12 protein-coding genes are annotated in these 12,656 nt (G+C 57.3%); 3 read left to right on the forward strand and 9 right to left on the reverse strand.

Annotated features, from left to right (window positions below; genetic code table 11):
* Positions 1-29 precede the first annotated feature (29 nt).
* On the reverse strand, positions 30-911 hold the full coding sequence (locus ABNS66_RS03795; protein ID WP_286836654.1) for a putative RNA methyltransferase: 882 nt from the start codon (positions 909-911) through the stop codon (positions 30-32).
* Positions 912-1,002: 91 nt separating this feature from the next.
* Between ABNS66_RS03795 and ABNS66_RS03800 the strand changes: the two genes are divergently transcribed.
* Positions 1,003-1,926 (forward strand): glycosyltransferase family A protein, encoded by a 924-nt coding sequence (locus ABNS66_RS03800; RefSeq protein WP_286836652.1) that lies wholly within the window; start codon positions 1,003-1,005, stop codon positions 1,924-1,926.
* A gap of 8 nt (positions 1,927-1,934) precedes the next feature.
* On the opposite strand, the gene ABNS66_RS03805 is transcribed toward ABNS66_RS03800, so the two are convergent.
* The 7 genes from ABNS66_RS03805 to ABNS66_RS03835 are packed head-to-tail and all read right to left on the reverse strand — an operon-like array spanning position 1,935 to position 8,236.
* Entirely contained in the window at positions 1,935-3,404 is a 1,470-nt protein-coding gene (locus tag ABNS66_RS03805; protein WP_286836650.1) for an AAA family ATPase, read from the reverse strand.
* Positions 3,405-3,431: 27 nt separating this feature from the next.
* The gene (locus tag ABNS66_RS03810; protein ID WP_286836648.1) at positions 3,432-4,868 is read right to left on the reverse strand and encodes a wax ester/triacylglycerol synthase family O-acyltransferase; all 1,437 of its coding nucleotides are present in this window, start codon (positions 4,866-4,868) and stop codon (positions 3,432-3,434) included.
* A 53-nt stretch (positions 4,869-4,921) separates the two neighbouring features.
* Positions 4,922-6,709, reverse strand: coding sequence for an ABC transporter ATP-binding protein/permease (locus tag ABNS66_RS03815; protein ID WP_286836647.1), 1,788 nt, complete (start codon positions 6,707-6,709; stop codon positions 4,922-4,924).
* A 2-nt stretch (positions 6,710-6,711) separates the two neighbouring features.
* Complete coding sequence (locus ABNS66_RS03820) at positions 6,712-7,044, reverse strand: DUF3301 domain-containing protein (protein ID WP_286836645.1); 333 nt, start codon at positions 7,042-7,044, stop codon at positions 6,712-6,714.
* Positions 7,044-7,343 carry a hypothetical protein gene (locus tag ABNS66_RS03825; RefSeq protein WP_286694359.1) on the reverse strand — a complete coding sequence of 100 codons (300 nt, stop codon included), beginning with the start codon at positions 7,341-7,343 and terminating at the stop codon, positions 7,044-7,046. The genes ABNS66_RS03820 and ABNS66_RS03825 overlap by 1 nt, the downstream gene beginning before the upstream one ends.
* A complete protein-coding gene (locus tag ABNS66_RS03830; protein WP_286694360.1) occupies positions 7,340-7,720 on the reverse strand; it encodes a PH domain-containing protein in 381 nt (126 codons plus the stop codon). Before ABNS66_RS03830 ends, ABNS66_RS03825 begins: the two co-directional genes overlap by 4 nt.
* A gap of 60 nt (positions 7,721-7,780) precedes the next feature.
* On the reverse strand, positions 7,781-8,236 hold the full coding sequence (locus ABNS66_RS03835) for a thioesterase family protein (RefSeq protein WP_286836643.1): 456 nt from the start codon (positions 8,234-8,236) through the stop codon (positions 7,781-7,783).
* Between the two features lie 320 nt (positions 8,237-8,556).
* Between ABNS66_RS03835 and ABNS66_RS03840 the strand changes: the two genes are divergently transcribed.
* Together ABNS66_RS03840 and ABNS66_RS03845 are read left to right on the forward strand one after the other, a co-directional pair.
* Complete coding sequence (locus ABNS66_RS03840; protein WP_286694362.1) at positions 8,557-9,897, forward strand: hypothetical protein; 1,341 nt, start codon at positions 8,557-8,559, stop codon at positions 9,895-9,897.
* Between the two features lie 199 nt (positions 9,898-10,096).
* Positions 10,097-11,542, forward strand: a complete 1,446-nt coding sequence (locus ABNS66_RS03845) for a hypothetical protein (RefSeq protein ID WP_286836641.1) — start codon at positions 10,097-10,099, stop codon at positions 11,540-11,542.
* A 44-nt stretch (positions 11,543-11,586) separates the two neighbouring features.
* Here the strand turns inward: ABNS66_RS03845 and ABNS66_RS03850 are convergent, their stop codons facing one another.
* A complete protein-coding gene (locus ABNS66_RS03850) occupies positions 11,587-12,528 on the reverse strand; it encodes a histone deacetylase (protein WP_286836639.1) in 942 nt (313 codons plus the stop codon).
* Positions 12,529-12,656: the final 128 nt, after the last annotated feature.

Genomic DNA, 12,656 nt, shown 5'->3' on the forward strand with positions numbered 1-12,656 from the left:
GCGCTGCGATCAATAGACCGCGAGCGGCACTATTCATTCCCCTGATCTTCCCCAACAGCGCCATGGCAGCGCAATAACCGCAGCTCTACATCCAGGGTTAGTGACATCGGTGCACTGCTTAACAGCGCTTGCCGAGCTTCGTGGGTGGCGCGGTAGTTGTGGGGTGTCATGCTTAGCAGCTCGTCAAGCTCGCTACGTGACAGTGCGCGGGTTTGTTGATGGACGCGCACTCGCCTATGCAAGGGGCCGATAAGTTGTTCTGCCTTGCCCAGGCTCGGTGGCTCGCTGCGCCGCAATTCGGCGTACAGCTTTTCCCGCAATTCCAGTAAGTGGTCGGGGCCGCTGTCCACCTGAAGGTAGTAGCCGCCGTCGCGCAGTAGTCGTGAAAATTCGTTGTACACCGGAAAACCGAAGGCGCAGAGGACGATGTCCTGGCTGGCGGAGGGCAGCGGCACGCTGCGATTGCTGGCAACAATGCCGTTTAGTGAGCGGTTGCGCTGCAGGCAGCAACGCAGCGCCCACTTTGAAATATCCAGGCCGATTGCCGTGGCGTTGCCGCCCCGGTCGACCAGCGCTTGTGCGAGCGTGTTGAGGTAGTAGCCATCGCCGCAACCGGCGTCCAAAACGCTGCATGACGCTGCCTCACCAAATTCGTCGAGCAATAACTGAGTGATGGCATCGGCAATGGGCCGGTATATACCGCGATCCAAAAATTGCTTGCGCGCATTGACCATGGCTTTGCTGTCGCCGGGGTCCTTGGATTTTTTGTGCTGTACCGGCAGCAAGTTGATGTAACCTTGGCGAGCAATATCAAAGCTGTGACCGCGCGGGCAGCGCCACTGTTGATCGCTGCGCTGCATGGCCTCGCCATCAATGGGGCAGCAAAGGTGTTGTAGAGCAAGTAAGGGCATAGTTGTTCACGGTTTGATACAGTGCGCAGCATACAGTGACACAGCTGGGCGACGCCATCGCTCTGACAGAGATTACGGGAATCATTACACAATGTTGAAAAAACTCCGCCAGGAAAAGCGCCAAAAACGCGCATTGGCCGAGGCGATTGACCGCCGGGTTGAGGCCTTGACCCAGCGCTTTGAGGCCGATGCCTTGCATCGCACAGAACGGGGTGTGGCGGAAAATACGCCGCGCCCCATCGTTGTTTCGCTAACCAGTTTCAGCAAGCGCATTCACGATGTGTATTTAACGATTGAGAGTCTGCTTCAGCAGTCCCATAAACCGGACCGTATCGTGTTGTGGCTGTCTGCCGAGGAGTTCAGCGATGCCGATATTCCGGCAATTCTGAAGCGTCAATGCGCGCGCGGGCTGGACATCGAGTTTGTTGAGAAAGATCTCGGCCCCTATACCAAGTTCTTCTACGCCCTGCAGAAATACCCCGAGGCGTTATTACTCACGGTTGACGACGATATTCTTTACCCACAGGACATGGTCGACCAGCTCTATCGCGCTCACTTACAAGCGCCCAATGAGATTCACTGTACGCGCGGCCACCGTATCCGCTTAGACGAAAAGGGCGAGCTGCTGCCCTATAAGCAATGGTGGCGGCGCAATGATGACCGCGACAGCTCGCTAATGATTTTCCCCACTGGCGTGGGTGGTGTGCTGTATTTCCCCGGTTGTTTTGACGACAGCATTGACGACGTTGAGGCCTTTTCCCGTCTGGCTCCCAATGCCGACGATGTATGGTTGAAAGCCATGAGCCTGAAAGCGGGTACCGTGTGCACCATGTTGGAAGGGCGTGGGGTGTGGATGCAGCGTTTTCCAGTGATTGCAGGCAGCCAGGAGGTGTCGTTAAAGCGGCGCAACAAGAGCAGGCGCACCGGCAATGATGAGCAGATCAAAGCCGTGTTTGAAGCCTACGGCTTGCTGCCTGTGCTGCGTGAGGTCGCGGCGCGCGAGCCCGGCTTGTAGCGCCGGGGCTAATCGGCGGGTACCGCGCGTTCCTTGCACCATTGGCGAAGGGCGTCAATACGCTCACTCATTGTAATGGACAGCGGCACGGTGTTACCCAGTTCACCGACGATATGGGCGGTGCTTAGCGCTTCGTCGCGGGCGTTTGCGGTGTAGCCCGCGGCAACAATAGCCTGCTCGATCTCGGCGCCGGTAAACCCTGCGCTTTCCTCAGCCAGTACCTCCAAGGAAAAACTGTCGGCTGAGTAGCCGCGTTTTTCCAGGTGAACGGCGAAGATGTCTTCGCGTATTGTCGGTTTGGGCAAGTCGACGAAGAATATTTCATCCAGGCGCCCTTTGCGGATCAATTCGGGCGGCAGGTGTTGGATGGCGTTGGCGGTGGCCACAACAAAAACAGCTTGCCGGCGCTCTGCCATCCACGTTAGCAGGGTGCCCAACACCCGTTTGGCGGTGCCGTCATCATTGCCATCGGCGACAATGCCTTTTTCAATTTCATCTATCCACAGCACACAGGGTGACATGGTTTCGGCAAGCGCAAGCGCCTCGCGGACATTGCGCTCCGACTCGCCAAAATACTTGTTAAACAGCGCCCCCATATCCATACGCAGCAAGGGCAGGCCCCACAGGCCTGCGACGGCCTTGGCGGCCAGACTTTTGCCACCGCCCTGAACGCCAACCAGCATAATACCCTTGGGCGCATCCGCCTGACGTTGCAGAAACGCGGCCTCACGTTTTTGCAACCAGTCGCGCAGTTTCAGCAGGCCACCGACATGGGCAAAACTCTCTGTGTCGTATTCAAAGCTCAGAACACCGTCCATATCCAGGAGTTGAAACTTGGCTTTGTTGACGGCCTGAATATCTGACTCGGTGATGGCGCCGTCCTGATAGATGGCGCCGCGCGCCAGTTTTCGCGCGTCTTGCAGTGGCAGCCCCCGAAGATTGCTGACCAGCTTGTCCAGGGCGCGGCGGTCGGTGCGGACCTTGCGTCCCTTGTCCTTGGCAAATTGCTGGGCTTCGCGGTGAATCGCGGCGAGCAGTTTGTGGTCTTCGGGCATCGACAGCGTGAAGCGCGCCGTCATGCGCTTGAATTCAGCGGGAATCTGCAATGCATGACTGATAAAAATAAGACACTGCTTTGCCGCCTCTGCTTGCATGGCAATGTCTTTAATCAAGCGCACATTCAGCGGCTCATTGTTCAAATACGGGTGGAAGTCACACAGGGCGTATAGCCCCGGTGAATTGGCGGCGCGAATATGTTTGAGTGCAGCCTCTGGTGACGTTGTTTGCGGCAGTGATGGTGAGTCCACGAGGTCGGCACGCCGCAAACCGTCGCTCGCTGACCAGGCATAGAGCGGTTTCGCGAGTTGAACGCCGAGTTTGCTTAGCAGGGTCAGTGCTCGGCGCTCCTCCCAGGTTTCGATAACAATAATCGGAATGCGCGACTCGATGATGAGTCGCAGGTCGTGGCTATTGTTCATAGTGCTTTAATGCGTGCTCGCGGTAACTTATGCCGGTTCTGCGGTACTGGCTAATGCGCTTTCGCGCAGCTCGTCGTAAGCGCGCTGGATGCACTCCCGGTAAAAGTCGGGGTCGGGCATCATATCGCGACAGGCGGTAAACGACAGGGCGATGATGCCGCGCTTGTTTTGCACGCTGGAATAGACAATGTGGAACAGGCCGACGTTGGGCAACAGCGGTCCAAAGTTCATGCCATTAACTAAGCGGGCGCCGCAGAAATACAGCTGCTCGCGCGGGCCGGGAACGTTGGTTATCACGGTGTTAAAGATTACCGCTGCCTCGGACAGGCCTGTACTTGAGGCGGCGCGCAGCGCGAGCTGCAGAACTCCGCCATGTAATACATCGGTGACATCCACCGCAACACGAGGCCCCAGCGCGTTGGCATAGGCTTTGGACTCCAGCGAGGCTTGCTGAATGTGGGTCAGGCGCTCCATAGGGTCGGCGATGGTGCTGCACAGTGACACGGTCATAAAGCCGACCATATTTCCGCCGCTGTTTTGCTCGGCGGCGCTGCGCACATCTATAGGGCAGCCGCCAACCAGGGTTTTTTCCGGCAATTCCCCCTTGGCGCTGAGGTAGTGACGCAGCGCGCCCGACACGATGCACAGCATCACATCATTAATCGTGGCGCCCTCGCAGTGCTGTTTGATGCTGCGTAGCTCGGCGAAGTCAAAATTCACAGAGTCGACCACGCGGTGGGGGGACAGTTTTCCCTGAAAGCGCGTGCGCTGTTTGTCGTCGAGGCTTCGGAAGTCATTCTCTTTTCTACCGCGGCGGATACGCTGCCAGGCGGGCACCAAGTTGCCCACCAGTTTGGCGGTCTTAAGGGGTTTGCGCAGATTATTTGCTGCGGCCTTCTTCAGTATGTCGCTTCGAGTAAGCATGGATTCATGCTCAGTGTCCGGCACCGGGATATCTTCAACGGTTGGGCTGAGGTCATGCAGCAGGGGAAGCAGACGCGCCCCCGTGGCGCCATCCATAGCGGCATGATGAACTTTTAGCAGCACTGCGAAGCAGTTCTCCGGGAGTCCGGGGACGTTGTCCAGGCCCTCGATGACGTACATTTCCCACAGCGGCTTTTCCATATCGAGCGGGCGCGAGTGGATACGGGCAGCGAGAATACACAGCTGCCGCCAATCACCTGGCTTGGGTAGTGCCATGTGGTGGATATGGCGTTCGACATCGGGGTCTTCGACTTCTTCCCACCACGGCTGGTCCAGGCCCCAGGGCACGCGCTGCAATTGGCGGGTGAAGATCGGTGACAGCGGCGCCCGGGCGCTGATTAACTCAATAATCTGTTTGAAGCGAACCAAACCGCCGTCGGCGCTGGATTGGTCGTAAATGCCGAGGCTACTGATATGCTGCGGTATGCCCGCTGCCTCGGTATGGATGAACATGGCATCTTGGCCGGAAAGCTGGTGCATAGTGCTACCCCCTGCTGAATTTTATTGTTGTGTCTCGAGCCTTTTCTCGGCCCTTAGTCGCCTTGCCGCTGGCGTTGTTGTAGTGACCATAGTTGAGCATAGTGGCCCTCGGCTGCAAGCAATTGTTGATGATTACCCTGCTCAACAATACGGCCCTCGTGCAGCACCACAATGGTATCGGCATCGACAATGGTCGATAGCCGGTGCGCGATCACAAGCATACTGTGTTGTCTGGCAATGTCTCGCATGGCGGCAAGAATGGCTTGCTCTGACTTGCTGTCCAGTGAGGACGTGGCTTCATCAAAGACAATAATTGGCGCGCCCTTGAGTAGTGCCCGGGCAATTGCCACGCGCTGTTTCTCGCCGCCTGATAGTTTTAAGCCGCGCTCGCCCACCAGCGTGTCGGCACCAGCGGGTAGGCTTTGAATAAAGTCTTGCAAGTGGGCAAGGCGAATGGCTTCGTCGATGTCCTCATCGCTGGCATCGACCCGGCCGTAGCGGATATTGTCGCGGATGCTCTGATTGAATAGCACGGTATCCTGGGGGACGATGCCGAGAACACTGCGCAGCGACTGTTGGCTGATGGTGGCGATGTTCTGGCCATCGATCAAAATTTGCCCGCTGTCGACATCGTAAAAACGAAATAAAAGTTTCAGCAAGGTGGATTTGCCCGCGCCGCTGCTGCCGACGATGGCGACTTTTTTGCGCGGCGGTAGGCGGAAACTAATATCGCGGAGAATCTGCCGGTCGCGGTCGTAAGCAAAGCAAACCTGGCTGAATTCCAGTTCTGCATCACGAACCGATAGCGGGGGCGCGCCGGCCTTATCGGTAACGCTGGCACGTTGGCGCAGCAGGGCGAACATCGCTTCAATATTCGCCATTGAGCCTTTCATTTCCCGGTAGACAAAGCCAAGAAAATTCAGCGGCATGAAAATCTGCATCATAAAGGCGTTGATCAATACAAAATCGCCGATGGTCATGCTGCCCGACAGAGTGTCTTTTGCGGCCAGCACCATTGCCGATGTCATCGCGGTTGCAATGATAAAGGCCTGGCCGGCGTTCAGGGCAAACAGGCTGAGGCGGTTCTGACGTCTCGCTCGCTCCCACTGCGCCAGCTCGTTGTCGTAGCACTGGGCTTCGTAGTCTTCATTGCCAAAGTACTTCACGGTCTCGAAGTTGAGCAGGCTGTCGACAGCGCGACTGCTGCTGCGCGATTCGGCAACATTGGCGCGGCGTATAAAGCCGGTGCGCCACTCTGTTGCCACCACGGAAAACCCGACATAGCTCACCACGGCAAGGAGTACGATCAGGGCGTAATACACGCTGTATTGCCAGCCCAGTAGTACCAATACCATGCCGATCTCAATAAATGTCGGCACGATGTTAAACACCATAAAGCGCAGTAAAAAGCTGATGCCATTGGTGCCGCGTTCGATATCGCGAGACAGGCCGCCAGTGCGGCGGTTTAGGTGAAAATCCAGGTCCAGTTGGTGCAGGTGCTTGAATACCGACAGACCAATGCGCCGCATCGCACGCTCAGTAACGCGGCCAAACAGAGTATCGCGTAGCTCGCCGAATAATACGTTGGCAAAGCGCAGACCGCCGTAGGCCAGCAGCAGGCCGATCGGTGCAAGTGTCAGTGCGTTCAGCCCGCTGGTGTCCAGGTAGTCGACGATATGTTTTAAGGCAAAGGGCAGGCCGACACTGGCCAGCTTTGCCGCGATGAGGCACAGCAGTGCCAGGCCGATGCGCGGCATATGGGGGCGGAGGTAGGGTACCAGCTCTAGCAGGGTACGGGCGCTTACCCGTTGGTCTTCAGAATAGGGAGTGTGCCCGTGCATAGCTAGTGAAGTCTCTCGTCGGGAAGCCGGTGTGCCTGCAGCTCAATATTTTCAATATGCTTGCCCAGAGTAATAATGCGGCCCTGATAGCGCTCGTCACCTTGAGCGCTGAACTCGAAATGATAGCGGCGCCACACTTGAATCTGCCCCCTGCGATTGCGCTTCCACCACAGTGCGCGGAGCGCAATATTTTCATCGAGTAACTGCAGCTGATGTGCGGCCAAGTGTCGCTTAACAGCGATCAGGCAGTGCTCTCGTACCCCGACCGATGCCCAGAGGTGGTAGAGCACTATGCAAAGAAGAATAAGGGCGACCAAGTCGCTGAGTTGCAACACTAAAAAATCCAGGCAATGAATAGCCAAAATATCAGGAAGAAGCTCACAAAGCCGCCAAGCATGAACTGCAGCTCACCGAGCAGGCCATCCCCTGCCGCAAAGGCGAACACGACCAGGGTGGCCACCGTGACAAAAAAAGCGATGACGGCGGCATTGCGCAAGTCGAGGCCGGGGGTGAAGTGCTGGTCAATGAAGCCGGCAACCAATGGCAGCATCATAGCTGTTGCAGCGCCCAGCAGGAGCAGTAGCCCAAGCAGCAGGCCGCCAATTTTTAAGACTTGCTGGCGGTCTGTGCTCATTGCTCGTCAACTTGGCTGGCTTTTACCAGTTCCCTGAATACCTCGGGGCGGGGCATGCCGCTAGCCTGTACCTCGGCCTTGTCACCCGCCGTAAAGATGCTCAGGGTGCCAACGCCGAACAAGCGGTTCATTAGAGACTGACTGATTTTAACAGTGCGAATACTCGACGTGTTGAGCTCGGTGCGGTCTTTGTTCAGCAGGCCCTGCTCAAGCACGATCTCGTTGCCATTAATTTCAAGGCGAGTGGCTTTGCACTTGAGGTACCAATAAAGCAGGATCAAAATGCCAATCCCAACCGGCACCAACAGCAGCGCGAGAATGAAGCCGAATGGCTTGTTGCGAAACATGGCGGGGTGTTCTGCGTATTGTTGGCTCACTTGTATCTCTCTTTATTCTACAGGGTTGCTACATTCTACACGCTATCTGGAGGCTGTGAATTACGTTTCTGTGGCGATAACCGCTGGTCCGTAGCGCTGGTTAAATACCGGCGGCATGCGGCGCGGCTTGCCGTTGCTCAGCCGAATGCATACCAGCTGCCAGCGCGCCCGAAGAAGGGTAACGCCGTCGCGAGAGCGTTTTAATTGAAAGCGTCGCTCCATCGTAAGGCGCTGGTCGCTAGCCGTTAACCACGTGGCCATTTCGCACTCTTCATCTAAAAAAGCTGCAGCGACATAGTCATACTCCGCATGCCGAATAACCATTGCGGCATCGAGCTGATGGTAGTCGTCCAGATTTAGCCCCAGCTCAACGGAGTGTTGCCAGCCAACCCGCTGGCACCAGCTCACGTACACACCGTTGTTCACATGGCCGAGGCCGTCAATATCGTCGCGGCCGACACTCAGGCTTTGGGTAAACGGGGCGGGCAGGTCCCAATCGGAGTTTACAATTGTCATAGCCTTTCCCTTTGCCAAAACGGTATTATGGCGACTGCCGCGAAGAAGGGAAGCGTGTGAACTGTGGGTTTGTGTCACAGTGAGCATAGTGGCAGCTTAGTTAACTCGTTTTTTTGTGATGCAGGTCTCAAAAAGCGCGGGGTTTTCCGCGTCTACTTCGGTTTTCCCTTACTTCGCCTATTTCCCACTGCTGGTTCAATGTACACACATGCCCCATCAGTGGATGAGGCGCTTCGGCGTTGGCATGGCGGTGTGAATGCACAGCTCTCCCCCTATTGTTGGCAGGCACCTCGATACCTGTTTTTACGGAGTTACAGAACATGTTCAAACTTAATAAATTTAATCGCGCTGGCCTGCTCGGCCTAAGCGCTGCGGTGCTTCTTACCGCTTGCGGTGGCGGCGGTGGTGGCGGTTCGAGCTCAGGCGGCTCGGGCGAGCAAGCGACCTACCAAGGTGTAGAAGGCCCATTAGACATGGTTCAAGAGCCGCTGTCTGAGCAAGTGCTGGGGCAAATTGCCTCTGCAGCCGCTGGCACACCGCTGGAAGGCGCTGTGCAGTGTGTGGATCAAGTTGTTGTCCAAGACACAGTGGATATTCTCGATAGTATCCTGGCCGCGGTTAACCCCGACTCGATCAATGATCCCCAGCAAGCGTTTGCCGATGCTGCAACGAACGCCCAGCTGGCAGTAACGGAGCTGTTGTCAGATTTGCCGGTATTACTGACTTCTCTGGCAGGGCAGGGCGACTGTACTGGCCCGAGTGGCGCACCGATGGGCAGCAACCCGCTGGCAGGTACTCCTCTTGCCCCGCTGGGTGACGCGTTGGCTCCGCTGCTAACTGCAGCAGGCGGCAGCGGTTTTGGCAATGGTGAAAACCTGGACCTGACAGCGCTGCAAGCACTGACTGATCAACTGTCTTCAGCATTTAACGAAGGTCTGGCCAATCTGCCCGCAGAAGTGGCTGACGCGCCAGTGCTTGGTGGTCTGCTGACTACCCTGCAAACGACCTTTAACGATTTGGACACGACTATCGGTGCCCTCGACGATGCCTCTGGCGACGAGACGGCTGGCGCTATCGCGACGACGCTGGATAACTTGCTCAGTAACCTGCTGACTCAAGTTGTTCCTGTCGAGTTCATCGAAGAGCAAGCTGGGCAACCGGGTGCGGTTAGCAGCCAGATTAAAGATGGTATCGGTCAGGTAACAGCGCAGTTGGACAACGGTCTTGGCGCGGTGCTGGACCCTGCATTCGGTGCACTGTTCGGTGGCGCTCTGGATCCACTGTTTAGCGGTTTGAACATGCTGCTGACACCGATTGGCGAGGCGATTACTGGCGGTCTGGCCTCAGGCGGCTCTGGCGCTGGCCCAACTGGCACACCTCTCGACGCCTTGCTGGCACCCCTGGAAGGTGTATTTGCTGCCCTGACTGGTGGCGGTAGTGGCGACGGCCTGACTGGCACACCGCTTGACCTGTTGCTCGACCCGCTGGCTTCAGCATTGGGCGGCGGTGGTTCTTGCCCCTTGGCAGAAACGCCTCTGAACCCGCTTTGCACCGTGGTTGATGGCCTGTTATCCGGTCTTGGTGGTGGCGGTAACCCACTGGATCTGTTGACAGATCTGCTCGACACCATTCTGGGCCCCCTGTTGGGCGGTCTGGGCTAAGCGCTTCGCGTCAGTGATGAAAAGGCGGCCAACAGGTCGCCTTTTTTTTGCCCGCGACTATGAATAACTCGGTTTTTCCGTACATCGAAAACAGTGCCGTATTGGTTGAATACAGTGTGGCGTCGGGAAGGGAAAACGATGATCGGCGCCGGGTGCAGAGCCTTTCTGTACCCAATGGCGACTTAAGGGAGTAAAGCCTATGTTGAAATTATCCTCATTATATCGCGCCTTCATACTGGCATTCAGTGTCAGCTTGGCACTTAGTGCCTGCGGAGGCTCGAGCAGCAGTAGCAGTAATAACCCCAGCAGTATTCCCGATGGCGGTAATGGCGCCGATGACGGCGGCTCCGGTGATGGCGGCAATGATGGTGGTTCTGATGGCGGCGGGTCCGGGTCGGGCTCCGACAACGGCGGCTCAAATGATGGCGGAGATGAGACAAGCCGTTATCAGGGAGTAGAAGGACCGCTGGATGTGATTCAGCAGCCCCTGTCTGAGCAGGTGTTTGGTGGCTTGGCGTCGGCAGCTGAAGGCACGCCGTTAGAAGCCAGCATCAGTTGTCTGGATCAAGTCGTCGCGCAAGATACTGTCGATATTCTGGACGCGGTGCTCGCCGCCGTAAACCCCGAGTCGGCGGCGGATCCGCAGCAAGCCTTTGCGGCAGCGGCGGAGAATGTGCAGCTGGCGAGCAACGAGCTACTGGCTGATTTGCCGGGGTTGTTAATGTCGCTTGCAGGGCAGGGCGATTGCGACGGTAGCGCTAGCCCCGGCGGTGACAACCCACTTGCCGGAACACCCCTGGCGCCCTTGGGTGAAGCCCTTGCACCGCTGCTCAATGGCGGTGGCGGCGGCAGCGCTGATGGCGATCTCGACCTGACCGCACTGACCGTACTCACCGGCCAGTTAAGCGATGCATTCGAAGAGGGTTTGAGCAATTTGCCGGCCGAGGTGATGTCGGCGCCGGTCTTGGGTGGCGCACTGACAACCCTGAGTGTGACCTTCGCCGACCTTGATAATACCGTGGTGGCCCTGGACAGTGGCAACGGCGTATTGACGGCATTTCGCGTGTCGCAGACCGTTGAGCACCTGCTAAAAAATGTACTGACCGGCATTGTTCCGGTCACGTTTATCGAAGAGCAGGCCGGGCAGCAGGGTGTTGTGTCCGACCAGATCAATAGCGGTGTCGAGGCGTTAAGTTCACAGCTTCTCGGTGGTTTGGCGGTTGTGCTGGCACCCACCTTTGATCAGTTGTTTGGTGGTGCCGCAGCACAATTATTCGCTGGCGTGAATACTATTCTGACCCCATTGGGTGAGGTGCTGAGCGACAGTGTGAATGGCGGCGGTTCTGGTGCTGGCCCCACGGGTACGCCTCTCGATGCTCTGCTTGCTCCACTCGAATCACTGGCTGCGGCGTTGCAGGGCGGCGGTAGTGATGGTGGGTTGACTGGCACGCCCCTGGACTTGCTGCTTGATCCCATTGCGTCGGCGTTAAGTGGTGGCGGGTGCCCGCTAGAGGGGACGCCGCTAGCGGTACTCTGTTCGGCAGTGGATCAACTTCAGTTGGCGGTCTCTCAGCAGCCGGGGGCAGACCCGCTGGCACTGCTGACAGATACCCTGAAAGGTCTACTGGGTGGTTTGATCCCCTAAGCGTTTCGGCGATCCCCTGCAGGGCGGCTTGTTAGCCGCCCTTTTTATTGCTCTTGCAAAAAGCGGCGCTGGGCTTCTTCAACAACGATGGCGTGTCGTCTGGCCAGTGCCTGGCGGTCATCGTCGTAGCCACCGCCAATGACCGTTGCCACCGGGATGCCCGCTGAGCGACAGCGCTCGATGACCATGCGGTCGCGCTGGCGAATGCCGTTTTCACTAACCTTTAGCAGGCCCAGTGGGTCGCCGGCATAGATATCCACGCCAGCATCGTAAATCACCAGCTCCGGGCGGGCGCTGGCCAATGCCGTTTCGAGGGTGTCGCTAACAATGCTCAGGTATTGATCGTCCTCACAGTTGCTGGCCACCTCAACATCCAGGTCGCTGCAGGCTTTGCGCGCGGGAAAATTTTTCGCACCGTGTACGGAGCAGGTAAAGGCGGCGGGCTCGTCGGCGAGAATGGTGGCCGTGCCATCGCCCTGATGAACGTCGCAATCAAAGATCAGCAAGCGCTTCACCCGGCCCTGAGCAAGCAGGGCTTTAGCGGCGACAGCCAAGTCGTTGAATACGCAAAAGCCAGAGCCGAAGTCGCGATGGGCGTGGTGAGTGCCGCCGGCAAGGTGGCAGGCGATGCCGTGGCGCAGGGCCAACTGCGCGGTCAAGAAGCTGCCATTCGGCGAGATCCAGCTGCGCGTAACCAAGCTCTCGCTCCAGGGCAGTCCCAGGCGCCGCGAGGCCTGTTTGTCCAGGGTATTGTTGGTGAAGCGGTTAATGTAGTCACCGCAGTGAGCGAGCTGCAATAGCTCGGGTCGGGCTTTTCCCGGCCGATAGACGTTGCTTGCAGAGAGAATATGTTGACCGGCTAAATACTGATTTAGCAGGCCAAACTTTTCCATCGGAAAGCGGTGCTTTTGATCAAAGGAATAGCTGTAGACAGGGTTGGTGACCAATGGCAGTTGCTTCATAGGTGAGAGTAATCGTTCTGTCATTATTGGCACATATCGTGCGTTGCTGTTGGGCGAAAGCGCACCGCAACGGCTGTCGATCTGTCGGGCGGTGGTCGCGAAGATTGTCCCGTCGGTCAGTCTTTGTGTAGTATTGCCTCATTTTGCGCATC

It is taken from the genome of uncultured Spongiibacter sp. (assembly GCF_964011655.1).
Lineage (GTDB): Bacteria > Pseudomonadota > Gammaproteobacteria > Pseudomonadales > Spongiibacteraceae > Spongiibacter > Spongiibacter marinus.

Coding starts and splice junctions, on each gene's coding strand:
- ABNS66_RS03795 (WP_286836654.1), bottom strand. CDS start 911: ATGCCCTTACTTGCTCTACAACACCTTTGCTGCCCCATTGATGGCGAG.
- ABNS66_RS03800 (WP_286836652.1), top strand. CDS start 1,003: ATGTTGAAAAAACTCCGCCAGGAAAAGCGCCAAAAACGCGCATTGGCC.
- ABNS66_RS03805 (WP_286836650.1), bottom strand. CDS start 3,404: ATGAACAATAGCCACGACCTGCGACTCATCATCGAGTCGCGCATTCCG.
- ABNS66_RS03810 (WP_286836648.1), bottom strand. CDS start 4,868: ATGCACCAGCTTTCCGGCCAAGATGCCATGTTCATCCATACCGAGGCA.
- ABNS66_RS03815 (WP_286836647.1), bottom strand. CDS start 6,709: ATGCACGGGCACACTCCCTATTCTGAAGACCAACGGGTAAGCGCCCGT.
- ABNS66_RS03825 (WP_286694359.1), bottom strand. CDS start 7,343: ATGAGCACAGACCGCCAGCAAGTCTTAAAAATTGGCGGCCTGCTGCTT.
- ABNS66_RS03835 (WP_286836643.1), bottom strand. CDS start 8,236: ATGACAATTGTAAACTCCGATTGGGACCTGCCCGCCCCGTTTACCCAA.
- ABNS66_RS03840 (WP_286694362.1), top strand. CDS start 8,557: ATGTTCAAACTTAATAAATTTAATCGCGCTGGCCTGCTCGGCCTAAGC.
- ABNS66_RS03845 (WP_286836641.1), top strand. CDS start 10,097: ATGTTGAAATTATCCTCATTATATCGCGCCTTCATACTGGCATTCAGT.
- ABNS66_RS03850 (WP_286836639.1), bottom strand. CDS start 12,528: ATGACAGAACGATTACTCTCACCTATGAAGCAACTGCCATTGGTCACC.